The organism is Flectobacillus longus, from assembly GCF_030056705.1.
Lineage (GTDB): Bacteria > Bacteroidota > Bacteroidia > Cytophagales > Spirosomataceae > Flectobacillus > Flectobacillus longus.
This window is the reverse complement of the sequence record NZ_JASHIC010000030.1, coordinates 1-24,369: the sequence shown is the minus strand read 5'-3', so window position 1 is coordinate 24,369 and position 24,369 is coordinate 1. Positions and strand designations below refer to the sequence as shown.

Here is a 24,369-nt window from a genome sequence, read left to right as displayed (position 1 = left end):
GATTTTTCTTTTTTACAAAACAATATTCCTTTAAAAACTCTAATTTTGTAAGCTTGAATAGGAAATGGCTGTAGGCCAGTGGGCACATTCAGAAAATGAATAGCCTAAAGCATAGTGCGGAGCATGTTAATGTCAACATACTTTCTATTCTTGATTAGTATTGTATAAAATTTAAGTGTTATATCTGTAGATACGAATTTGGGAAATTAACAATTCTTCTAAGTCCATAATCAAATAGCAGATATCCAAAATATTATCAACAATACCATCAACCAATTATATCGACCCCAAAATCTAGCAATTACATCAATACCATAATGGCAAGACCTTCAAAGAATACAGATACTGATAATAAACCCGCTAAAAAAGCAAACGAAACACCTCTTTCGAAACAATACAATCAAATTAAAGCCAAATATCCTGGTGCCTTATTGCTGTTTAGGGTAGGGGATTTTTATGAAACTTTTGGCGAAGATGCCGTTACCGCTTCTAAAATTTTAGGTATTGTTTTGACTCGTCGTAACAATGGTAATGCTGATGACCAACTGGCTGGTTTTCCACACCACTCTTTGGATACATATTTACCCAAATTAGTACGTGCAGGTCAGCGTGTGGCTATTTGCGACCAGTTAGAAGACCCTGCCACAGCCAAAGGTATCGTAAAACGTGGTGTTACTGAGCTAGTTACGCCTGGGGTATCCTTCAACGATAACGTACTTGATGTAAAGCAAAATAACTATTTAGCTTCGATTTCCTTTGCAGGTTTTTCAAAAGATGTCATTGGTATTTCGTTTTTAGATGTATCTACGGGGGAGTTTTTATGCTCACAAGGAGGTGCTCCTTATATTGAAAAACTTCTACAAAGTTTTATGCCTTCCGAGGTATTGTATTGTAAAAAATACCGACAAGAGTTTACCCAACTGTTTGGCGATAAGTTCAATACTTTCGCTTTAGAAGAATGGGTATTTACGCATGATTTTGCCTATCCTTTGTTGATTAATCATTTCAAAACCAATTCGTTAAAAGGTTTTGGAGTAGAGACGCTCAATGAAGGTATCATTGCCGCTGGGGTAATTTTACATTATCTCGCTGAGACTGAGCACCGAGAAGTAGGACATATCGTTCGTATCAACCGTTTGGAGGAAGATAAGTATGTATGGCTAGATAAATTTACCATTCGTAACCTGGAGCTTGTTCATCCTCAACAAGAAGGCGGAGTGCCTTTGATTACTATCATTGACCAAACCCATACGCCCATGGGTGCACGTTTGTTGCGCAAGTGGTTGGTGCTGCCCCTCAAAGAAAAATCATTAATTCAAGAAAGATTAAATACCGTTGCCTTTTTCAAAAAACATGTAGAACTACGAGATATTTTACAGCAGCATCTCAAGCAAATTGGCGACTTAGAACGCTTGATTTCGAAGGTAGCGGTACGTCGTATCAATCCTCGTGAGATGTTGCAATTGAAAAAAGCCTTGTCACATATCGAACCAATCAAGGGGCATATCCAAGAAGCACTTTTGGATTTTGGTAATGATTTGGGCGCTGACGTTCTCAAACGCTATGCTGACCAGTTGAACCCTTGTCATTTTTTACTAGAAAAAATCCAGAAAGAACTCCGTGACGAAGTTCCTATTGTGACCAATCAAGGTAATATGATTCGTGAGGGCGTCGATGAAGATTTAGATGCTTTATTGAAGGTGGCCTATTCAGGAAAAGACTTTTTGATAAAATTACAAAATCGAGAAATTGAGCGTACTGGTATTACTTCACTGAAGATTTCCTTTAATAAAGTATTTGGATATTATTTGGAAGTAACCAATTCGCATAAAGATAAAGTGCCTGTTGATTGGATTCGTAAACAAACTTTGGTAAACGCTGAGCGTTATATCACGCCAGAACTAAAGGAATACGAAGAAACAATTATAGGAGCTGAAGATAAAATCTTTGTCATCGAACAGCGTATTTTCAATGATTTGGTAAACGTAGCCAATGAATATGTCTTGCAAATTCAACAAAATGCAAGGATGATAGCCGTATTGGATGTACTGACCAACTTTGCAAAAGTGGCAGAGAAAAATAATTATACGCAACCTAATGTTACCGATGCTAAAATTCTCGAAATTAAAGAAGGGCGCCACCCAGTAATTGAACAGCAATTGCCATTGGGCGAAGCATACGTGCCAAACGATTTGCATTTGGATGATGCCGAACAACAGATTATTATCATTACAGGACCAAACATGGCGGGTAAATCTGCCTTGTTGCGCCAAACAGCCTTGATTGTATTAATGGCACAAATTGGTTGTTTTGTCCCTGCTCAAGCAGCCGAAATTGGGATTGTAGATAAGGTATTTACCCGTGTAGGAGCCAGCGATAACTTGAGTAAAGGTGAGTCTACCTTTATGGTCGAAATGACCGAAACGGCAAGTATTTTGAATAATCTTTCAGACAGAAGCTTAGTTTTGATGGACGAAATTGGACGTGGTACAAGTACTTATGATGGGGTATCTATTGCTTGGGCTATTGCCGAATATTTGCATAATCACTCTCATTTCAGACCCAAAACGCTATTTGCGACACACTATCATGAGCTAAATGAGTTGACTACTGACTTTAAACGTATCAAAAACTTCAATGTTTCGGTAAAAGAAGTAGGCAACAAAATCATCTTTATGCGTAAGTTGATGGAAGGTGGTTCAGAGCACAGTTTTGGTATTCATGTGGCGCAATTGGCAGGTATGCCTGTGAGTGTAGTGCATCGTGCCAACGAAATTTTGGCGGAATTAGAACGCAATCGTTCTAAAGAACAACATCGCACTACCATCAAAGAGATGCCAAAACAGAATTATCAAATGAATATTTTTGAAGCAAGTAATCCGAAACTTGAGAAAATACAGGAAGCTCTGAAGAAATTAGACGTCAATACGCTTTCTCCAATAGAAGCCTTGCTGAAACTGAATGAGTTTAAAAAGATGCTTGAATAAATTGTAAGTTAGGAAACAGTCATTCCCGATTAAGTGATTTAGTGCATGAGCGATTGAGTGATTATTTTGAAATATAGTATCAAAAAAGGCGATTGAGATTTAGTTTTTCGATCGCCTTTTTTGATCAACTGTCAAGGTGCGTCTAGCATTACCTAGTTCAAAACTAATTTTTGATACTATCTTTCAGCATGATACCTCTTTAGACGCAATCATTGCGTCTCTACAAATGTATTTCATATTTAGACTAATCACTCATTCAAGCAATCGCTAAATCACTCAATATGGTACATAAATCGACAATTTCAAATCCAAACACATCGTTACCTTTAAAATAACTCCATAAGACTATGCTCAAATACTCATTAATTTTGCTTTTTTCTATCTTTCAAATTACCCAATCAAATGCCCAAAGTGTTATCGTTTGGAGCGGAGAAAGTCCATTGAAAATCAGTGATTTTATAGCGAAGTCACCATCGAATAGTGGTAATTTATATGGATGTCAAGCCAGTTGCAGTATCGATTTTGGATTTCGAATGAGTGCTGCTTCGTTTATGTTGACCAAGAATTTCAATAATAAAGTTAAAGCAGTTTTTACCAGAAATACCTCTTACTTAGTGGCAAATACAGAGGAACAAAAACAGCAGTTGGTGGCCTATTCACAGTGTATTTTTGATGTGACAGAATTGTATGCTCGTAAATTTAGAAAGCGCCTTTTTGAAGAGAAGAAAGCCTTTTCAAATAGCGAGTTTTACGCCAATGCCCAAGAAGAACTCCAAAAAGAACTTCAAGCGCGTGAAAACTACATTCAAACCGCAACCAAGCTAGGACAAAACACCGAAGAATTGACTAAAATCAGAACGCAAGTACTAGCCGAAATTGCTGAACTTTCGGATTATTGTTACGACTGTAAACCCAAGAAATAGTAGAAATGCTGCTAATATAGAGACGCAAGGCATTGCGTCTCTATATAAATACTCCTTCATAAATTTTTCATATAGAATTAAACCAAGGTTATGGTTGAAAAATGTAAATTTGAGTTAGGCGAATACGCAAAGCCTCAAATTATACTTGTATGAAAATCGATGCATACCAAATATCGGAAGTCTTTAACCTCAAGAAGTTTAAACAAGACTATACCAGCGAACCTTCTCTTTACAACAATTCAGAATTATTCTATAAGCGTGAAGACGATACCTATATCTATTTATTGAGTTATGGATTAGTAGTTTTTGCGGGTGTTAATGATTTGGAGAAGAGTGAATTTTTGAAATTTATCAAAAACTACGCAGAAGGACTCATTGAGGAAAAGTTTGAAGATGACTTTATCGTCCAGACAGACCCTTCAATTTCGGTTGTTCTCAAGCATAACTCTATCACAGTATCCGAGCTTACAGATGATTCTATCCGTATCATTATGCTCAATATTGGTCAGTCTGTGGCATTGGATTATTATGAGGCATTGACTTATAAAATTGCCACCAGCACCAAGCAAATGACAGATGAGTTAGAGCATCACGGGCGGCTCAAAAGCTCCCAAAGCGAACTCCTGAAGTTTATCGGCAGAACTATCAATATCAAAAATAGTATTATCGATAACCTCTATATTTTTGACTCACCCGAAGAAGCTTGGGAAAATGAACATTTAGAACGCATCGATAAAGGTTTAAAAAAGACCTTCGACCTCAAAATGCGTTATCAAGATATTGAATACAAACTCAAAATCGTTCAAGAAAACCTTACCCTTTTTATGGAGCTAGTTCAAAATAGAGAAAGCACCCGCCTCGAATGGGTTATCATTATCTTGATTTTGATAGAAGTGTTTGACTTGATATTTACGAAGATATTTTAGGAACTTAAGTGGCAAAGGAAGAAAATAATAAAGGGACAAAGTGTTTAAATGCTTTGTTGTAAAGAGGTCGATAAGGAGACATTTCAATAAATTGAGTGTTATTTTGGGTGGAAGTTTGAACTATGCTTATCTTGATTACATAATTAAATCAAGATTCATGATCTTTAATTTGATGCTTTATTGAGTCAATAATTACCTTTCGATGTAGTATTTTTATAGGTATGAGTTTATGTTAATCAAAATGACTACTCTTTTTTACACTAAAAAAACAATAATAAGTAAATCTATGTTGAAGAATAGATAATCAAAATAAAAAAAGTCATTAACATTAGATTTGAAGTTCATATATAGCTTCGAATTAGAAAATAAACCAATGATTTAAAAATATGATAGATTCAATAACTATAAAAAACTTCATGGTTCACTCAGAGTTGACCCTCAGGGACATACCTTCAATAAATTTAATAATAGGAAAGAACGATACTGGAAAAACAGGAATACTTAAGCTTTTATATGGAACGGTGAAAGCACTCGAAATATATAGTATTAAAGCAAAACAATCAGATGTTATTTTCAAAAAAGAGCTTTCAGACAAACTTCTAGACACATTTATGCCACGTAAAAATGGTCTGGGAGATTTGGTTTTGAAAGGTAGTAAAGAGAAGCTTGATGTAAATATTACAATAGCTGGAAACAATGGGAAATATAGACAACCAATTTATTTTTCATTTGGAGAAAGAACAGAAAAGTCTATATCCACTTGTATAGATCACGTTGTGCCTTTGCCAAATAATACAATTAACGCTCTTTTTATTCCAGCAAAGGAAGTATTAACCGCATTTAATGATATTCGAAATATTAGAGAGTTACAGTTTGGGGTAGGTTTTGATGATACTTATCTTGATTTAATAAAGGCTCTCAATATTCCAACTACGAAAGGGCGAGTAGCCAATGAATTAAGCCAAGTAAATCAAACACTTGAAGATTTATTTGAGGGGAAAATTGAGCAAACTGGACTCAATGAACAACCGTTTATATTCAAAAAAGGTAACCAACAATTTGCCATGCAACAAACGGCAGAAGGTATTAAAAAAATTGGGATACTTACTACCTTAATAACAAATAGGCAGCTTGGCAAAGGTACAATTCTTTTTATGGACGAACCTGAAACTGCTCTACATCCAGATGCAATCAGACAAATGGTAGAGATGTTAGTGGCTATGAGTAAAGCTGGCGTTCAAATATTTCTTGCATCTCATAGCTATTTTGTAATAAAACAGCTTGCAAATTGTGCTAAAAGAGATGAGCTAAATGTTAGGTGTTGGAATATGAGAAGAGAAGATGGAAAAACGATAATTAATTCATATCATGACTTAATTGATGGAGTACTACCATCTAATTCAATTATTGATGAAGCACTTAAAATGTATGATGAAGAAATTAGTATTGATTTAAAATAGTTCTATCTTATGCCTAGTTTTACAGAAAGTAACATTACATTAAATTTCCCAGATGAGAATTATTTTAGATTGGGTCAGTGTGATTGGTATAAGAAAAACCAAAATAATTTTGCTGAAATGGATTTTTGTTGGTTTGACCAACAAAATGATATTTTATACTTGATTGAACTCAAAGATTGGAGGAATAATTTATTAAATGAGGAAACTGACCCTAGCTTCACTCCAGATCAAATACAAAAGATTAAAAAGAATATTTCAAATTACAGGATTGAAAATCTTCTGAAAAAGTCTGTAGATTCAGTTTGTATGTTCATGTCAGTATTACTTGACACGAAAAATGGTAGGGAAATTAAACAATGTTCCCCATTTGAGATTTCTTCTACAACTAAGATTAAGCTTTTGTCAATTATTAATTGGATTGATGCAGACTCTACATATATTACTAATATCAATACAAAATATAAGTCTAAATTTGGTTCTTATGCAAAACTATTTGGTATTAAGTCTTTTTTAGTATTAACCAAAGATAAAGCTTCTGAATTTTTACCTTGGATAACTTAAAAATAAAACAGGAGACCACCACACAACCCATCTCACAACCCTGTAGTCTCCTTTTTTCTCCTCAACCAACTATTTGACTTAAACCTCGACTGTAACGTTCGAGAATTTTAATGATTTATCTTCGCCCAATTCCATCATCACAATAGAATCTTTGCTTACGTAATGACCAAGAATTTGTTTTGATAGTTCGTTCAAAATTCTTCTTTGCAATACACGCTTGAGTGGACGAGCACCCATGGTTGGGTCATAACCTTCTTCAGCTAAGAAAGTCAAGGCTTCGTCGGTAGCTTCCAGAGTGATACCCTGTTCTTTCAAACGGTCTTGTATTTGTTTGAACTGTATTTCAACAATCTTGTGAAGGTTGTTTTTAGAAAGTGGCTCAAACATTACAATTTCATCCACACGGTTCAAAAACTCTGGACGAACCACTTGTTTCAATAAGCTCATGACTTCTTCTTTGGCTTTTTCTAAAACAATATGGTCATTCCACCCTTCCATTTCTCCCAATTTTTCTTGAATAATATGACTACCAATGTTTGAAGTCATAATGATAATCGTATTCTTGAAATTGGCAATACGTCCTTTATTGTCAGTCAGACGTCCGTCGTCTAGTACTTGCAAAAGGATATTCCAAACGTCTGGGTGTGCTTTTTCGATTTCATCGAGCAAAATTACACTGTAAGGTTTACGACGCACAGCTTCGGTCAACTGTCCACCTTCATCATAACCTACGTATCCTGGAGGTGCTCCAATCAAACGGCTTACCGCATGGCGTTCTTGGTACTCAGACATATCGATTCTGACCATCGCATTCTCATCGTTGAATAGATAATCAGCAAGTGATTTGGCTAATTCGGTCTTACCAACCCCTGTTGTACCCAAGAAAATAAATGAACCAATCGGACGGCGAGGGTCTTGCATACCAGCGCGTGAACGACGTACTGCATCTGAAATAGCCTCAATCGCTTCCTCTTGTCCAGCTACACGTTTGCCTAGTTCTTCTTCCATGTGCAAGAGTTTTTCTTGTTCGGCACGCATCATTTTCGATACAGGAATCCCTGTCCATTTCGCTACAACTTCGGCAATATTCTCAGCTGTAACTTCTTCCTGAAGCATGGTGTTTTCTTCTACTTTCGGGGTTTGTAGCTCTTTGAGCTTGTTTTCCGCCTCAAGTAATTTACCATATCTTATCTCTGCTACCTTACCATAATCGCCAGAACGTTCTGCTTGCTCTGCCTCTAATTTCAAGCGATCAATATCTTCTTTGATTTTGCGAACATTATCGAGCACCGATTTTTCGGATTGCCATTTGGCCATTAAACCAGACTTTTTCTCAGTCAATTCTGCCAATTCACGACTAATAATGGTTTCACGCTCTTTATTATTTTCACGACGAATCGCTTCTCTTTCAATTTCGAGTTGCATGATACGGCGTTGTAAGTCGTCAATTTCTTCAGGAACAGAATCAATTTCCATACGCATTTTTGCGGCTGCTTCGTCCATCAAGTCGATGGCTTTATCAGGTAAAAAACGATCTGAAATATAGCGGTTTGACAGCTCAACCGCTGCAATTACTGCATCATCCTGAATACGTACCCCGTGGTGAAGTTCATATTTCTCTTTGATACCTCTCAAGATAGAAATGGCATCTGTCACATCTGGCTCACCAACGTTTACGGCTTGGAAACGACGTTCGAGTGCTTTGTCTTTCTCAATATATTTTTGGTATTCCTTGAGCGTAGTTGCACCAATCGCATGCAATTCGCCACGCGCCAAAGCTGGTTTGAGCAAGTTGGCCGCATCCATAGCACTATCGCCACCGCCTCCTGCGCCAATCAAGGTATGTATTTCATCAATAAACATGATGATTTCACCCTCTGCGTCGGTTACCTCTTTGATAACAGCCTTCAAACGCTCTTCAAACTCACCCTTGTATTTGGCACCTGCAATCAACAAGCCCATATCTAGGGTATAAATCGTTTTGCTACGAAGGTTTTCGGGTACGTCGCCCAATACGATTCTTTGTGCTAAGCCCTCTACGATAGCGGTTTTACCTACGCCTGGTTCACCAATCAACATTGGGTTGTTTTTGGTACGGCGAGAAAGAATCTGTAAAACACGACGAATTTCTTCATCACGACCAATCACTGGGTCGATTTTTCCTGATTTGGCTAATTCATTTAAGTTACGAGCATATCGTTCTAGTGAACGATAGGTTGCTTCTGCATTTTGGTCTTTCACGTTGGTGTTACCTCTAAGTTCTTTAATCGCTGATTTGAGTGTATTTTCTTTGAAGCCACTATCTTTCAATAAAGTAGCTACGGAGTCCTTTCCTAACAATAAACCCATCAAAAGTATTTCTACGCTGACAAACTCATCATCAAAATCTTTCAATAAGTTTTCGGCTTTTGTCAGAGCAGCGGCGGCGTCATTCGCCAAATAAGGTTGTCCGCCTGATACTTTTGGATAGGAGTTAACAATACTTTCAAGTTTGGTCAATAGGATATTTTCATTCACACCCATTTTCTTCAACAAAAAGCCCGAAGTATTGCCGTCTTCTTCAAGAATCGCTTTCAGCAAGTGCCCCGCTTCGATGGCCTGCTGACCATTACCCGAGGCAATCGTAGCTGCCTGCTGGATAATCTCCTGGGTTTTGGTGGTGTATTTATTAAAGTTCATATCAGTAGTTTTGTTTTGTCCTGATTTGTTTTATTAGCTAATTATTTATCAAATATGAATCCAATCCGTATAATCGGAAAAAATGTCTTGTTTTGAGATATTTAGAGAATTTTTATCAGCCAAAATTTCAGTAGAATACCCCCAAATCAGCATTTATAATGTCATATTGTCTTTAGATTTGTAGGGGAATAAATTTTAGTATTAATACTGAATTGCGATTGTATTTTGTAATATCTGTATTTTACAATAAAAATTTACAAACTGTTATTTGGCACGATTACTCATGATTATAAGCACTGGTAATTAATTGAAAATTTACATTCACAATTCACCATTCGCTCATTTACAATTAAACAATATCACTAAATCATTCATTCACAATTAATCATCATGCAACTCAGAAAATTTCAAACAGAACTTATTAGTGAAATCGGTCTTGGTACTTGGCAGTTAGGCAGTGCCGATTGGGGAAATGTAACCGAAGAGTCTGCCTTCGAAATTCTTAATCGCTTTGTGGATTTAGGAGGTAACTTTATCGACACAGCCGATGTATATGGTGGCGGTATTAGTGAGAAAGTTATTGGCAAGTTTTTGAAAACCCGTTCTGAAATAATCTACGTAGCGACCAAACTAGGAAGACGAGGAGATAATGGTAATGGTTGGCCACAAAATTTTACCTATGAGGCCATCAAACGCCATGTAGAAGAATCTCTTCAAAACCTTCAATTGGAACAGTTGTATTTGGAACAATTACACTGTATCCCAACCGAAGAATTACAAAAAGGAGATGTTTTTGACTCTCTGAGAAAACTTCAATGTGAAGGTTTAATCAAATACTGGGGGGTAAGTGTCGAGACGGCCGAAGAGGCACTTATTTGTTTGGAGCAGGAAGGTTTGGCTTCTTTACAAATTATCTTTAATCTATTCCGTCAACATCTTGCGGACGAAATCTTTGCTAAAGCTCAAGAAAAAGGCGTTTCATTGATTGTTCGTGTGCCTCTAGCGAGCGGGCTTTTGAGTGGAAAATATACCAAGAATACGGCTTTTGCTGCCACAGACCATCGTAATTATAATGCCAATGGTGAGTTTTTCAATGTTGGTGAAACATTTTCAGGAGTGGCTTTTGAACAAGGTGTAGAATTTGCTCAGAGCCTAGGAAATCTTATGCCAGATGAGCGTTTGGCACAATGGTCGTTGCGTTGGATTCTGGATCATCCAGCTGTTACAACAGTTATTCCTGGCGCTACCAAAATCTCGCAGGTAGAGTCAAACGTAAGCTCAAGTGATTTACAACCTTTATCTGCCGAAATTCATACAGCTTTGAGAGAGGTATATGATACCCAAATTAAGCCTGCGATTCGTGGCAAATACTAGCCAACTTGAGGGTTGAAATTTGTTAATATTTGTTAAAATTGGCTTTTTAGAAATATTTTTTTTAGAAAAATTAGATGCCTTTTGCTAAAGAAAAAGTATCTGTTGGTTTTCTTGAAAAATTGGGCTATCCGTCGAGATAGCCTATTTTTTGTACTAATCAAAGAAATTACTCAAATAGAAAAAAGTTAAATGTATATCAATAAAGTACAATGCCGTAAACTCACAAGTATTGTGCAAGCTTGTAAATGACAGGATTTTACCGTAATTTTGTAGTCCATCATCCAAAAAATAGACATGGTAAAATCCATTTTATTGCTTATTTTTTGTAGTGTAATTTCACTATCAATTGTAGCAAAAGATGCACGGTCATTTCAGGGTAAAGCTTCGTTTTATGCTCGTAAATTCAACGGCAGACGGACTTCAAGTGGCGAACGCTACAAAAATAATGGCTACACAGCAGCTCATCGTAGTTTGCCTTATGGTACCTTGTTGGAAGTAACCAACAAATCCAACGGCAAAAAGGCTGTGGTACGTGTAAACGACAGAGGCCCGCATAGAAGAAAAGTACTTTTAGACTTGAGTTATGCGGCTGCCAAAAAAATTGGAATAGTTAGACGAGGTATAGGTAATGTACGTGTTAGGGTCCTCTCTAAACAAGAAATTCCAAATGCACTTTATGCAAGTGCTCGCAATTAGGAACAATCTTTTCCTTCTATGAATCCTCATATCTTCGGGTATGAGGATTTTTTTTGTTTTTTTAAGGCACAAAGGCACAAAGTGTGTTTAGGGGATAGGGGAGAGGGGTTAGTTAAGGAGTTTTTTGTTTGGAGGTTCAAAGGGATCAGGCACAGAGGTACAAAGTGTGTTTTGGGAAATAGGGGTTAGGGGACAGGGTTGATGGGTTAGGTGAGGAGTTGTTGTGAGGGGATTTTTTGATTTTAACATAGATAGAATCCCTTTTCCTAATTTTCAAATTATCAAATCTTCAAATATCAACGATAGTGTGTTAAATTTAGGAAGGATTTGGCTTGATGCTTCCCAAAATACTGAGATAAAACACTTTGTGCCTTTGTGCCTTTGTGCCTTTGTGCCTTTGTGCCTTTGTGCCTTTGTGCCTTTGTGCCTTTGTGCTTAAGCTAAACCTTCTTACCTCAAACTCAATAAACTGAAAAATGCAAAGACGAAATTTTCTACAAAACCTTGTACTTGGTACAGGCGGCTTATCTGCCTTACCTTTTGCCAGTCAAGCAACTCATCAAAATTTCCAACGTATTCTTAGCTACGCACCCGAAAAAGATGTTACGACCGACGAGGATTATTGGGCTCAAATTCAGTTGGCTTTTTCTGCTTCGCCTAATTTGATTAATATGAGCAATGCTGGGGTGAGTCCACAACCTATTATGGTACAAGACGCCCTTACTCATTATAACAAGCTAAGCAATGAAGCGCCAACCTATTATATGTGGCGAATTTTGGATGAAAATCGTGAGGCTGTTCGTAGCAAATTGGCAGATTTAGCAGGTTGTTTGCCTGATGAAATAGCAATTAACCGCAATGCAACAGAGGCATTAGATACGATTATTTTGGGTTTAGATTTACAAAAAGGAGACGAAGTAGTCATGTCCTTGCAGGATTATCCGAATATGCTTCATGGCTGGCGACAGCGTGAAAAGCGAGAAGGAATTATTATCAAGTATGTCAATCATAACCCATTGCCTTGTGAGGATAAAGATTTATTAGTCAAAAGATATGTTGATTTGGTAGGGTCTAATACCAAAATCGTTCATGTTACTCACATGATTAACTGGACTGGACAGTTATTACCCGTAAAAGCCATTTCTGAGGCAGTAAAAAAGAAAAATCCTCAAGTGAAAGTTGTCGTAGATGCTGCTCATACTTTTGCACAAATCGATTTTAAAATCCCTGACTTAGGTTGTGACTATTTGGGTGCAAGCTTGCATAAATGGCTTTGTGCACCCTTTGGAACAGGTTTACTTTGGGTCAAAAAAGAACATATTGCTAGCTTGTGGACACATACACCTTCAGATAATCCTTTGAAAGACGACATTCGAAAATTTGAAGGACTTGGAACTCGCTCATTTCCGATAGAAATGGCAATAGGACATGCTGTCAATTTTCATAATGCTATTGGTACCCTAAGAATCCAAAAAAGATTACAATATCTCAAAAACTATCTGCTGACTCGCTGTTTGGATTTGCCAAATTTTTATACTCAGACCTCTCTAAAATCTGAGTTTTCGGGGGCAATAGCTCTTATAGGATTTAAAGGAATGACGTCCTCGGAATTGCATGGAGCATTGATGAAAAAGGGAAGAATTTATACCTCGCCTGTTACTTGGGAAAATATAATAGGAGTGCGAGTAACCCCTCATATTTATACGCCTATCAAAGACATGGAAAAGGTAGTAAGGGTAATACAAGAAATAGCTTCGGCACTTCCTACAAAACCTTAGGACAAAGAAATATCTGGTTAATCTTGTAAGATTAACGAAACAATAGCCAATAAAATTTTGAGATATAATAGTGTAAAATTGCGCTATCAAGCATTTGATAAAGCTTGATGCCTGATTAGTAAATGGAGTATTTGACTAAATAGAATACCTATGAATCAGTTTCGACGCGCTGAATCATTCGTTTTTGAAAATCCTGAAATATGCTCGGATTACTATATAGTTTAGAGAACATAATGGCACCTTCTAACTCCATAAGGGTTTGTTGTGCCAATATATGGGCTTGTTCTTGTGTATAAAGCTCTTGATATATAGAAGTAAAGCTTTGGATGATTCCATCCATAATAGTAGTGAGTAATACACGAAACGACGGGTAAATGTTGGCCGTTTCTAAAATTGTATTTCCCAAAATACAACCTCCATTTTTGTGCACAATTACTTTACTTAATCCTTTCATAAACAACTTCATTCGTTTAGAGGCAGGATATTGTTTGTGCTGGGCTAGAGGGTAAACGTTGCTTTTCAACTCATAATCAATACTCTCAAGAATTTGCACCATTAATTCTTCTTTACTAATAAAGTAATGATAAAAGCTTCCCTTTAGCAGACCAACTTCCGCTGCAAGGTCTGACATAGAAGTGTTGTGGTAACCTTTATTACTGAACACGTTTAGGGCTTTGGCTATTATCTCATTTTTAGTAACTTTTTGAATAGGCATACTTGATGGCAAGATAGTTTTAGAAAAAATTAATTGAGCTAATTTACAAGTATTTAGCTGAGAATAGGGGGCATAATTGCAAAAAATGCCTTAGAGTTTATTAAATGGTAAATCATAGTTTGAATCCTACAATTTTTTATATTTTTTATACCATATTACCTTTGTCAAGGTCATTATCAAATCATGATAAAATGCAACATGAACGTGTTAATCTTTTGTTAATCATAAGGTACAAACAAGATTATTATGTAAATTCGTTTTTCAACAAAACTTAATATTAGAATGAAGAGATGGATAATATGCCTTTTATTTTTGGGCATAATGACAGCTAAACTGAATGCACAACATCGTATTGAGATACAGATAAAAGGGCTGAGAGATTCTACATTTTATTTGGTTAATGGCTTTGAAAAAAGCTATTTGGCTTTGGATACTGCAAAAGCAAATAGTGATGGAAAAATCCTATTTCAAGGTAAAAAAGATTTACCCTTAGGGTTTTATATATTGGTGCAAGGTAATCAGAGGATATTCGATTTTTTAATTACGTCTCAAAACTTTAGTGTCAACACCGATAAGTCTGATTTATACGGAAAAATGGAAATTGTTGGCTCTGAAGAAGCTCGTCAGTTTGCGGAGTTTTTGAGAACAGTCAATGAAAAAGGAGCTAAAATTCAAAGTGCCCCTGCCAACGAACGCCCTAAGTTAATAGCCGATATTGATGCCTTTAAAAAAGCATTTGTTCAGAAATATGGGCAAGAATCTCTGGCTGCTAATATTGTTCGGATCAATACAGAGATAATACCACCGCCATATCCTGCCAAACCTACAGCTGAAGATACGATTAGACACAATGAATATTTGCTCAAACATTATTTTGATAATGTAGCCCTTGAAGACGAACGCATGATGCGAACGCCATTTCTTGGACCAGTTTTGGAAAGCTATCTCAAAATAGTTGAAGGTCCTTATTCGCCAGATACTTTGATTAAGATTTCTGACAAATTACTTGACCGAACACCTCCCAAATCAGATCAAAGAAAGTATGTATTTAGTAAAATTGCCCAGAAATTCCTTTCTACTGAATATTTAGGCAAAGAGGCTGTGTACACCCATGTAGCCGAAAAATATATGATTCGTAATGCGGCACTTTGGGATTCGGCTACAGTATTACGAAACTTTGAATATGTTTACCGTATGAAAAAAGTGCTGATTGGTAATACACTCAAAGATTTACCAATGAGTGATACTCTTGGAAGGCCTGTAAGTCTTTATCAAACCAAATCAAAGTATATCTTGGTTATGATTTATGACCCCAATTGTCATCATTGTCAAGAAACAACCAAAAAGTTAGTGGAGGATTATCCCAAATTACAAGCAAAAGGCGTAAAAGTTTTTATGGCTTGTGGGGTGCGCGGACAAGAAAAAGATAAAAAGGATTGGAAGAAATTTATCAAGGATTTTAAAGCACAAAAGTTTATTCATGGCTACGACAATAGTTCAAGTATTGACTTTACCAATGATTATAATACCCAAACGTACCCTAATGTATTTTTGCTAGATGCAAATTATAAAATACTAGCCAACAAGAAATTGGATACAGAACAGTATCTGAATTTGATTAATGCTGAGGAGAAGAAGAGAAAAAAATAGGCACAAAGGTATAGAGTAACAAAGAAAGGCACAAAGGGAAAATGTATAAATTACTCCCTTTGTGCCTTTGCTACTTTGTGCCTTTGCCACTCTGTATCTTTGCTACTATGTGCCTTATCCCTCACTTCTTATTCTTCGCCACAAAACAATTTTCCCTCCATATTTGAAATTAATTAATGCTGAGGAGAAGAGGAAGAAAAAATAGGCACAAAGGTATAGAGTAACAAAGAAAGGCACAAAGGGAAAATGTATAAATTACTCCCTTTGTGCCTTTGCTACTTTGTGCCTTTGCTACTTTGTGCCTTTGCCACTCTGCATCTTTGCTACTATGTGCCTTATCCCTCACTTCTTATTCTTCGCCACAAAAACTATCTTCCCACCATTTTTTACTTCAAAATTAAAATAATGCTCATTGCCAGGTACTAAGTCTAGCCATGGCAGGGCATTAATGTATTTGTCATTAGCAAAAATCACAGTTCCGTTACACGTAATTTCGGAATAAATATCGGTTAAAATCGGAATTGATATGACTCCTTGCATGCCTACTGGTACCTCTGTGTTTAGTGTAAATTGTTGAGGGGTGTTTTGAATATTTACTTTTATCAAACCTGCTGGACAGGGCACTTGTGCCTTTATTGAGGTCAGAATGCCTATTTGGGGCTGTATTTTATAAGTTTTAAAACCATTTGTCAAAGGACTAATACCTGCTACATATTGCGAAAGAAGAGTTGCTGGACCACCAGTCCAACCATGATTGTAAGTGCCACCGCCGTAAGTAGCGCTGTTGAGTTCCCAACCTTCCCACAGGGTACTAATAGGACTATTGACCATAGATTTGTAACGGGTTTTCATACGAGCAATAGCTTTTTTATCTTCCCCAATCAGAAATAATGCTTCCAAAATATACTTTTCCATGTATGGACTTGCATGCAACTCCTGACTCAGGAATAAGCTAATGGAGCCATATTGTTCTGGGCTACTCAGACCTGCTACTACTGCCAGACCGTTGCCTCTATCATCAGTAATGCCTTTATAGTTGGGACTTCTATAGAAATTACCGCGCCAATAGGTCTCATTAAAAGCATCTTTCATTTCTTGCATTTGATAAGCATACGCTGCCACATCTTCCTCTAAACCCAACAAATGTGCCATTTTGCATAGTCCTTTCATTGCCAAATAATACCATGCGTTATCCAGTAGTGCTACATCTACATTTTGTCCCCAGTCGTGCCACATCCAGCCACCAGTTCGATGTTTTACTAAGTGATTTTCATCTATCTCCCAAAGTGAAAGGTATTTTTTGATAGCAGGATATACCTCAGCAATCAGTGCCGAGTCACCCGTATATCGATAATAGTTCCAGAAGCCATATTCGCCAATACTAGCCAACATTTGGGCAGGAAGTTCTCTATCCCAATTGCCCGCAGGAATAGGGGAAAAAAGCGCTCCGTCGGGCTTTTGCCAAGCTACTAACTCACGAATAGCTTTTTGTAGAGATTGATGCCCTGCTTGATTCCAGTAGTAAAACATTTCTCCTTCATTGATTACCACATCGCCCCACCACTGAGCACGCTCACGGTCAGGACAGTCAGATATGACATCTCGTACATTGAGGTTGAGCGTAGTCAGCGCTTTTTCTTTTAGTTTATTCAAAAAAGCATCATTACAAGTAAAATCTCCTTGAATTTCATAATTGTAGCGAGTGGCTCGGTATTGAACAGATAAAATTTTGATACCTTTTGGGAAAAAATATTTGACTGTATGACCATTAAAATAGGCGGGACTTTCAAATTCTTGTACACCATTTTTGGTAATATATTCAGTACGAAGATTAGGTTCGCTACCACCATAATAGTTGTCGGTACGAATATCAATTTTTTGCCCAGCTTTTGCCTCAATTTTAAAATAAGGAGTGATGGCTAGATTTTTAGGAAGTTGTAAGGCTAGCGTATCACCAAGGCTATTGAGTGGGAGAGGAGGGGTGTTTATATAGTTTTGTAGGCTACTATAATGCCATTGTGGAATAGGTCTTTCAATTAAATTATTCCAAGGAGTGTCTCCAACAGCACCCATTTCACTGGCAGACTCCCAATGAGAGTCATCAAATTTTGGTTCAAACCAACCTTCAATATCAGTTTGGGCATTGAAATAAATATTGGATTCGGCTAGGCGATAATTAGGAAATGGAGCTTGAGTTTCTCCAAAAGTAGGATGAACTCTACAAAGCCAAGAGGCATTACTAACCCAATTACTACCGCTTGGCGTAGGTAAATCAAATAGGAGTCCTGCTTGTCCAGAGCTGTTATGACTAAACCCTTTTTTGCCAAAATACCAAACCAAAATAGCGACAGTGTTTTCTCCAGCTTTCAAATACGGGGCTAAATCCACATTGTCATAATAGGTATCTTGTGGATTAGGACCACGTTTGAGTCCACCTTCACGTACTACCAATTGCCCATTGACCCATAACCAATACTTGGAATCTACGGCGATTTTGGTCATGGCTGTTGCCATGGCTTTTTTGAGGGTAATTTTTTTTCTAAAACAAATCCACTGATTTGCTTTTTGAGGTTCAGTCACACTAATCCATCGAGCTTCGCGATGAAACTGTGCTAGAGAAGAGAGTGAACAAATGATGGCAGCAAGAAAACAAAGACTTTTGTATAATATTGACCTCATGCTATAGCGGGGGATAAACATCCGATAAATATAAAAAAATCTTTGGATAGATTGAAAAATACTCCCCGATTTCAGAATTCATTCATACGCTTTAAGCAGTAAGCCGTAGGTAAAAAAGCTTTACTTATTCACACGGCATAAAGCTCTAGGCTTTATGCTGTAGGCTAAAAGTTGAAATGAATTTCTCATGAAATAACTTAAGCTCTTTTGCCTAATGCCTACGGCTTACAGCTTAAAGCGTATTAATGCAATTTTATTTTGCATTAATACTTAAGTTAGTAGGTAAAATAAAATTTAAGATTATGCTTGGGGCTTTCAGTTAACAGCTTTCGGCGGTGGGTTTTGGGAAAAAGCATGGTTGTGGGTAATAAAAAACATTTTAACACTCTGTGCCTTGTGCCTGTTGCCTAGTGCCTAAATACATAACTTAAATCTTATTCTGCACGATTACTTATAGCTTGATGATTTTATGTTCTACGATTTGTTGATTGACCGTAAGTTTGAGAATATACATGCCTTTTGACCAGTTGGAGCTATTGATAAAAGTAATTGCATTTGAAATACTACCTTGTAATATTTCATTTCCTTGACTGTCAAAAATTTGATAGTTATAGTTTTTTTGAGTGGAAAAATCAGATAAAGCTATTTTTAGCTGGTCATTAATCGGATTAGGAAATGCCAAAGAAATGCCTTCAAATAAGGGAATTTGTGCCTTTAGATAAGCAATATTAAAATTAGGAATACCATAACCAATTGTATTGTTTGGTGCGCTATAGTCACTGGCTGTCTCTTTCAATAATTGAATAATTTCCTGAGCTTTTTTATTAGGCAATGCTTGCCACAACCCTGCTACCATTCCACAAAGAATAGGAGAAGAAAACGAAGTGCCACTAGAAACTGTAGCGTTTCCAGCGGTATTTAGTACGGCAACACTTTGCCCCATAGCCGATAAGTCGGGCTTAATTCTTCCATCAGAACTGGGTCCGCGTGAGCTAAATGATGCAACATTACGTGTGCTTGTAACCGCTCCAACCGCAATAATCGAGTCGGCATCGGCAGGGGTAGAGATATACTTCCAAGTATCTGCGCCTTCATTGCCCGCACTGATAGTACAAATGATACCTCTTTGCGCAGCCCATTTGGCTGCTCTGGCGGCAATGGTTGTTTTGCCATTCATATCCTGATAGGTATGATTGGTATTGGCATCGTCAAATTCAGTATATCCTAAAGAAGAATTAATTAAATCTACACCTAAACTATCGGCACGCTCGGCAGCAATAAGCCAGTTGACCTCTTCCAAAATCGACTCGCTGTCGTCGTCTTCGGTTCTGAATAGTGCATAAGACGCCTCTGGTGCAGTGCCAATCATTCTTCCAGTTTGTAAAGACGCCATACATGACAGTACATTGGTGCCGTGTGAGTGATAGTTATAGACAAATGTATTGTTTTCGACAAAATCATACGTTTGAATCACCCTGTTGTTGTTGAATAAATGACTAAAGGCAGGAATTGTGTTGGTACCTGTAAAACCTGCATCAAACACCGCAATCAACATATTTTGCCCTTGAAAACCTTGATTGTGCATGGCATCTACGCCGAGCATAAGGTTTTGAGTTTCGGATAACCCGTAACCTGTCGGAGCTGGGCTATCCTCCATCGCAAATTTAGATACTCTTCGGGCAGCCGAAAGCATACTAGCATAGCTTCTTAATGCCCCTTTTCCTTCTAACCCTTTTACAAAATTTAATGCTAAAATCTGTGTTAGCTCTTCTGGAGTGGCTTCGACAAGAGCAGCGTTCATCCAACGAGAAGTGTACCAAACTTTGGCACCCGTTTGTTTGATTTGATTGATATAGGTGGTATTTACAGGAAAATCTTGCGTATTGATAGCAATATTTTGTTTGGCTCTCCGATCAATAGCACGAGCCGACAAAAATTGTCTAGCTTGAGAGACTTGATAGGGGGAATTATTTTTGTCTTTTAATAAAACCAAATATTTAAGAGCTCCTTGTCCCAAGCTTGAAAGACTAAATAAGAAGGGAAAAAGTAGTAAAAAAAGTTTATTCTTTGCCATAATCTATCAAATCATAAGTGATAACTGTTCCATAGTTGATTTGTCCTTTGCCCAAACAATTGCCTTCATAACAATAAGAAACATTTGATTCTTTTGAGAAAACAACGCCCCAATTTGGTGCCAAGAAGACTTGCTTTTTTTGTAAACTTAAAGCACTCGAATCTTTAAACAATTCAACCTCTACCAGATTTGAAATCGTTTTGTTTGAATAGATAACTTGAGGTAGAACGCGAATAATTTGGGCTTGCTGTGCTTTTGTTTGATTATATAATTGAAAATTCCATTGGGTTCCAACTTCAATTGGATTGACCAAGATACACTGTGTTTGGTTGCTTTGAATCTCTATTATTTTGCTATTCTGTAAAACTACCAATTTTCTGCCAGTTTCAATCCAACTTGCATTTTCTTGGTTTTTACGAAAAATAGCAATCAGTACACCTTCGTTGTCAACAGGATGGTCGATAACTATATGTTTTTCGATAAAAAGAGTTTCTGTTGCTTTTTGATTGAGCGAATAAGAAATTTGACGAACTGAAAAAATGCAAAACTGCCCTTTTTCTTGCATTAGGTAGTCTTTTGTGACTAAAGTGCTAGGTTTGAAGTCTACCGAATCTGAAGATGAACAGGCATAAAAAAAGGATACAACCAAGAAATGTAAGCCTCGAATCCAATAACTATCTGATAGTTTTGGGCATTTGATAGGGTAGATTTTTTGCATAAAAAAAGTCTAGCATTGTTTGAAATGCTAGACTTGAAAATAGCTAATTAAATAGCAAAAGTCAATGATTATTTACTTGCTGGCGACAACCATGCTTTCAACAAAGTCACTTGCGCTTCGGTTGGATTAGCTACTGGTTTAAGCAAGTTTTTCTCAATAATTTCAGGAATAAATAAAGGCGCTGAAAGTTTTACTTCGACTTTCTTGTCTCCTTCTTTGCGCATCACAACTATATTGATTGCTTCGTTTTCTTTGGCATTTTGCATAAAGTCCATACGTGTATTACGGAAGTTAGCCAAATCTAAAGCTTTATCATTTAAGGAAACAAATTCGTCACCAGCTTTCAATCCTAATTTTTTGCCGAAAGCATCAATTCCTTCGTCGTCGAGGATATAAATCGCTTTTGATTCTTGATTGAGTCCTAGGCTGTAAACTGATACGCCAATAGATTTCTCACGAACTTTTGCTTCTTTTTGGAATTCAATCCCTACACTTTGGAAGATTTCCTCTAGTGGTAGAGGTTGATTGCCTTCTACATATTTTGTAAAAAACTGACGAAGTTCCGGGAATTTAGTAATCTCCGTGATTTTGTCGAACAATTCTGGGTCTTTAAATGACTTTTCTTTACCGTAATATTTTGACAAATCACGCATCAAATTTTGTGTTCCGTAAGCTCCTTTCGAAAGCTGACGTAGTTTGATATCCAAACACAAGCCGATCAAAGCACCTTTTTCGTACACGTTTGGATATTGGTCTTTGTATTTTTCCAACACATCAGCACTCATTTCGGTAAATGGCACTTTTTCATCGTAACGATCATACATATTGTTGATTTTGTTACGAAGCATATTCAAATATTGACCCAAAGGAATCAAGTCGTACATGATTTGCATGTGACCTGCCGCATACTCGGTCATACCTTCGTACATCCACAAATGCTTAGACATTTTTGGTTTGTTGAAGTCGAAGTTGCCAATTTCTTCAGCGTGGATACTCAATGGCGTTACAATATGGAAAAACTCGTGAGCACAAACGTCCTTAACTGTTTGAGAAAGTTCTTCGGCAGAAGCCTCTGGCAAATAATAGAAAGACGAATACGAATGTTCGAGAGCGCCATAGCTACCATTTTTCAAATTGTCTGACAAAATAATCAAGAACGCATATTTTTTGATGGGCAAAGTGCCACCCAAATATTCTTTTTGTGCTTCCAACAACGTTTTGACATTGGCAGCAATCTCAGCAGAAGTTGCTTTTTTGTTGGGAGAATACACCGAAATCAAAATATCTGCGCCACCTACTTTCAATACTGTAGTATCTGGTTTTGAATACATGATTGGTGCATCTACCAAATCATTGTAATTACCTGCCGAAAACAAATCACTGCTTGCATCGCTTTTGCTTGCAATCATCGACGTAGCACCATAAAAGCCCTTTGGTTTCGAGAAATTGACGTTGTAGGTTACGTTTTTCAAATTATCGAAATAGCCAAAGAAACCGTGTGTGTTAACAGCAAACAAAGTATCCTTTTCAATATCCGTACCCGCAGGTTCAAATACATATTCACCACTGATTTCGGGAGAATCCCAAGTGTCATCTACCAAATAAGTGATTTTGTAAAGACTTTTAGCTTTAGCAATCTTATAACTGTTTTTGTCAAGCTTTTCTACTTTGAGGGCTTTACCAGCAGCGTCAAAAGCTTTGAAGTCTGTAATGTAACGACCAAAGTCATAGTTGGCGTAAGTTCCAGGAACAATCTTTGGGAGATTATACGTGATTTCGTCCTTATTGATTTTAGGTGCAATTAATGATACTTCTAGTTTATCATTTTTGACAGTAGTTAAGTCAACAAAGAATTGATACGAAGCATTTTGGGTAACTTTTTGCGCAAAAGACCCAACACACATAACGAGTGCGCAGAGCGTCAAAATAGTTTTTTTCATTGAATAAAAAAATTAAAGTTCTTGAAGCGAACAAAGGCTCAATTTGTTCCTACAACGGAATTTGTATGTGCATGTTGTATGAACTCAGAAAGTATTAGCTAAGGGCGCTTTGCCCAAATATACAAGATTCTGGGCGTTTATTGCTTTTTGAGAAGGATAGATTGTGTCAAAACGTCGTATCGTGTGATGAGTGGAGGAGGGTTGAGTGATTATCGCTAGTCCTGAGGAAGTCCTCAAGTATTAAGTTTTTACTATATAAAAAAACTGCGCTAGTGTTTTGGTCTTAAACACTAGCGCAGTTGATATTTCTAGAAAATCTGAATCAATTAGTTTTGAACAAATTCACCGTTTGCTTTCAATTCGATTTCGTCGCTAACTACTGCTGTAGGAGTTTTGCCACCAACACCAAAGTCAGAACGCTTGATAGTACCTACAACTTTGAAACCAGCTAATTTTTTCTTTTGACGGTTTTCGCCAAGACCATTCAATGTTACATCAAATGTTACTGGTTTTGTTACGCCGTGCATAGTCAAGTCGCCAGCTACTTTCAAAGTTTTTGCGCCTGATTTTTGTACAGAATTACTTTTGAATGTGATACTTGGAAAGTTGGCTACATCAAAGAAACCATCGCCTTTGAGGTGTCCATCTCTCATATCGTTATCTGTGCTGATTGTATTTGCGTCGATAGTGAATTCAAATGTAGCATCAGAAAAATCATCTTTCGAAGAAGTGATAGAAGCATCAAATTTTTTGAATGAACCGTCTACATCCGAAAGCATCATGTGTACAACACTAAAGCCAACTTTAGCGTGTGCTTTATCTACTGACCATTTTTGAGCAAATGTGCTTAATGAAGCTACTAAAAGAAAAGAGAGAAGGCTGATTTTTTTCATGGTAATGAAAGTTTTTGGGGTTAAAATAGATAAAGTATAAAAAGAAAATAATTTGCAATTGAAAAAGATAATTTGACAGTTTCAATGATTAAACTGCTGAATTGTATCCAACTTAAAAAAATAAATTTAAGGGTTTCTAAAATTTAGCTATAAGCCTAAAATATCGGTATATACAGCGATATTTTTCTCATAGTTGACAAATAGGCTAAATAGATTATAGCGGTTAAATAATAACGACTGCTATAACATGTTAGAGAATCTTTAAGGATAAAATTATTAAAAGAAAAGAAGTCAAAAGTCTGATTATAAGTGTAAT

16 protein-coding genes are annotated in these 24,369 nt (G+C 36.9%); 9 read left to right on the top strand and 7 right to left on the bottom strand.

The features are described 5' to 3' along the window. Window positions 1–317 precede the first annotated feature (317 nt). The 5 genes from mutS to QM491_RS20615 all read left to right on the top strand — a co-directional run bounded on the left by mutS (window position 318) and on the right by QM491_RS20615 (window position 6,857). Window positions 318–2,987 (top strand): DNA mismatch repair protein MutS, encoded by a 2,670-nt coding sequence (mutS, locus tag QM491_RS20635; protein ID WP_283329424.1) that lies wholly within the window; start codon window positions 318–320, stop codon window positions 2,985–2,987. A 347-nt stretch (window positions 2,988–3,334) separates the two neighbouring features. Then, the gene (locus QM491_RS20630) at window positions 3,335–3,910 is read left to right on the top strand and encodes a hypothetical protein (RefSeq protein ID WP_283329423.1); all 576 of its coding nucleotides are present in this window, start codon (window positions 3,335–3,337) and stop codon (window positions 3,908–3,910) included. A gap of 149 nt (window positions 3,911–4,059) precedes the next feature. Continuing rightward, window positions 4,060–4,836 (top strand): RMD1 family protein, encoded by a 777-nt coding sequence (locus tag QM491_RS20625; RefSeq protein ID WP_283329422.1) that lies wholly within the window; start codon window positions 4,060–4,062, stop codon window positions 4,834–4,836. 386 nt (window positions 4,837–5,222) lie between these two features. Continuing rightward, complete coding sequence (locus QM491_RS20620) at window positions 5,223–6,296, top strand: AAA family ATPase (RefSeq protein ID WP_283329421.1); 1,074 nt, start codon at window positions 5,223–5,225, stop codon at window positions 6,294–6,296. A 9-nt stretch (window positions 6,297–6,305) separates the two neighbouring features. Then, the gene (locus QM491_RS20615) at window positions 6,306–6,857 is read left to right on the top strand and encodes a hypothetical protein (protein ID WP_283329420.1); all 552 of its coding nucleotides are present in this window, start codon (window positions 6,306–6,308) and stop codon (window positions 6,855–6,857) included. A gap of 78 nt (window positions 6,858–6,935) precedes the next feature. On the opposite strand, the gene clpB is transcribed toward QM491_RS20615, so the two are convergent. After that, on the bottom strand, window positions 6,936–9,536 hold the full coding sequence (clpB, locus tag QM491_RS20610; RefSeq protein ID WP_283329419.1) for an ATP-dependent chaperone ClpB: 2,601 nt from the start codon (window positions 9,534–9,536) through the stop codon (window positions 6,936–6,938). Between the two features lie 390 nt (window positions 9,537–9,926). Here clpB and QM491_RS20605 point away from each other — a divergent pair, with 390 nt between their 5' ends. From QM491_RS20605 to QM491_RS20595, 3 genes are all read left to right on the top strand, one after another. After that, entirely contained in the window at window positions 9,927–10,910 is a 984-nt protein-coding gene (locus tag QM491_RS20605) for an aldo/keto reductase (protein ID WP_283329418.1), read from the top strand. Window positions 10,911–11,204: 294 nt separating this feature from the next. Next, the gene (locus QM491_RS20600) at window positions 11,205–11,606 is read left to right on the top strand and encodes a septal ring lytic transglycosylase RlpA family protein (RefSeq protein ID WP_095167487.1); all 402 of its coding nucleotides are present in this window, start codon (window positions 11,205–11,207) and stop codon (window positions 11,604–11,606) included. Window positions 11,607–12,082: 476 nt separating this feature from the next. After that, complete coding sequence (locus QM491_RS20595) at window positions 12,083–13,384, top strand: aminotransferase class V-fold PLP-dependent enzyme (RefSeq protein WP_283329417.1); 1,302 nt, start codon at window positions 12,083–12,085, stop codon at window positions 13,382–13,384. Window positions 13,385–13,532: 148 nt separating this feature from the next. Here QM491_RS20595 and QM491_RS20590 read toward each other — a convergent pair whose 3' ends face one another. Next, window positions 13,533–14,099: a TetR/AcrR family transcriptional regulator gene (locus tag QM491_RS20590; RefSeq protein ID WP_283329416.1), complete on the bottom strand. Its 567-nt coding sequence runs from the start codon at window positions 14,097–14,099 to the stop codon at window positions 13,533–13,535. A 282-nt stretch (window positions 14,100–14,381) separates the two neighbouring features. On the opposite strand from QM491_RS20590, the gene QM491_RS20585 reads away from it, so the two are divergent. Continuing rightward, window positions 14,382–15,749, top strand: a complete 1,368-nt coding sequence (locus QM491_RS20585; RefSeq protein ID WP_283329415.1) for a DUF4369 domain-containing protein — start codon at window positions 14,382–14,384, stop codon at window positions 15,747–15,749. A gap of 342 nt (window positions 15,750–16,091) precedes the next feature. Here the strand turns inward: QM491_RS20585 and QM491_RS20580 are convergent, their stop codons facing one another. The 5 genes from QM491_RS20580 to QM491_RS20560 all read right to left on the bottom strand — a co-directional run bounded on the left by QM491_RS20580 (window position 16,092) and on the right by QM491_RS20560 (window position 24,053). Next, window positions 16,092–18,428: an alpha-L-rhamnosidase-related protein gene (locus QM491_RS20580; protein ID WP_283329414.1), complete on the bottom strand. Its 2,337-nt coding sequence runs from the start codon at window positions 18,426–18,428 to the stop codon at window positions 16,092–16,094. A gap of 451 nt (window positions 18,429–18,879) precedes the next feature. Then, the gene (locus tag QM491_RS20575) at window positions 18,880–20,502 is read right to left on the bottom strand and encodes a S8 family serine peptidase (protein WP_283329413.1); all 1,623 of its coding nucleotides are present in this window, start codon (window positions 20,500–20,502) and stop codon (window positions 18,880–18,882) included. After that, window positions 20,489–21,220: a hypothetical protein gene (locus QM491_RS20570; RefSeq protein ID WP_283329412.1), complete on the bottom strand. Its 732-nt coding sequence runs from the start codon at window positions 21,218–21,220 to the stop codon at window positions 20,489–20,491. The genes QM491_RS20575 and QM491_RS20570 overlap by 14 nt, the downstream gene beginning before the upstream one ends. 68 nt (window positions 21,221–21,288) lie before the next feature. Then, window positions 21,289–23,160 (bottom strand): M61 family metallopeptidase, encoded by a 1,872-nt coding sequence (locus tag QM491_RS20565; RefSeq protein ID WP_283329411.1) that lies wholly within the window; start codon window positions 23,158–23,160, stop codon window positions 21,289–21,291. Between the two features lie 326 nt (window positions 23,161–23,486). Then, on the bottom strand, window positions 23,487–24,053 hold the full coding sequence (locus QM491_RS20560; RefSeq protein WP_283329410.1) for a YceI family protein: 567 nt from the start codon (window positions 24,051–24,053) through the stop codon (window positions 23,487–23,489). Between the last annotated feature and the right edge of the window lie 316 nt (window positions 24,054–24,369).

What these genes read in the sequence shown, in the direction of transcription:
- mutS (WP_283329424.1), top strand. Translation starts at nt 318, where the DNA reads ATGGCAAGACCTTCAAAGAATACAGATACTGATAATAAACCCGCTAAA.
- QM491_RS20630 (WP_283329423.1), top strand. Translation starts at nt 3,335, where the DNA reads ATGCTCAAATACTCATTAATTTTGCTTTTTTCTATCTTTCAAATTACC.
- QM491_RS20625 (WP_283329422.1), top strand. Translation starts at nt 4,060, where the DNA reads ATGAAAATCGATGCATACCAAATATCGGAAGTCTTTAACCTCAAGAAG.
- QM491_RS20620 (WP_283329421.1), top strand. Translation starts at nt 5,223, where the DNA reads ATGATAGATTCAATAACTATAAAAAACTTCATGGTTCACTCAGAGTTG.
- QM491_RS20615 (WP_283329420.1), top strand. Translation starts at nt 6,306, where the DNA reads ATGCCTAGTTTTACAGAAAGTAACATTACATTAAATTTCCCAGATGAG.
- clpB (WP_283329419.1), bottom strand. Translation starts at nt 9,536, where the DNA reads ATGAACTTTAATAAATACACCACCAAAACCCAGGAGATTATCCAGCAG.
- QM491_RS20605 (WP_283329418.1), top strand. Translation starts at nt 9,927, where the DNA reads ATGCAACTCAGAAAATTTCAAACAGAACTTATTAGTGAAATCGGTCTT.
- QM491_RS20600 (WP_095167487.1), top strand. Translation starts at nt 11,205, where the DNA reads ATGGTAAAATCCATTTTATTGCTTATTTTTTGTAGTGTAATTTCACTA.
- QM491_RS20595 (WP_283329417.1), top strand. Translation starts at nt 12,083, where the DNA reads ATGCAAAGACGAAATTTTCTACAAAACCTTGTACTTGGTACAGGCGGC.
- QM491_RS20590 (WP_283329416.1), bottom strand. Translation starts at nt 14,099, where the DNA reads ATGCCTATTCAAAAAGTTACTAAAAATGAGATAATAGCCAAAGCCCTA.
- QM491_RS20585 (WP_283329415.1), top strand. Translation starts at nt 14,382, where the DNA reads ATGAAGAGATGGATAATATGCCTTTTATTTTTGGGCATAATGACAGCT.
- QM491_RS20580 (WP_283329414.1), bottom strand. Translation starts at nt 18,428, where the DNA reads ATGAGGTCAATATTATACAAAAGTCTTTGTTTTCTTGCTGCCATCATT.
- QM491_RS20575 (WP_283329413.1), bottom strand. Translation starts at nt 20,502, where the DNA reads ATGGCAAAGAATAAACTTTTTTTACTACTTTTTCCCTTCTTATTTAGT.
- QM491_RS20570 (WP_283329412.1), bottom strand. Translation starts at nt 21,220, where the DNA reads ATGCAAAAAATCTACCCTATCAAATGCCCAAAACTATCAGATAGTTAT.
- QM491_RS20565 (WP_283329411.1), bottom strand. Translation starts at nt 23,160, where the DNA reads ATGAAAAAAACTATTTTGACGCTCTGCGCACTCGTTATGTGTGTTGGG.
- QM491_RS20560 (WP_283329410.1), bottom strand. Translation starts at nt 24,053, where the DNA reads ATGAAAAAAATCAGCCTTCTCTCTTTTCTTTTAGTAGCTTCATTAAGC.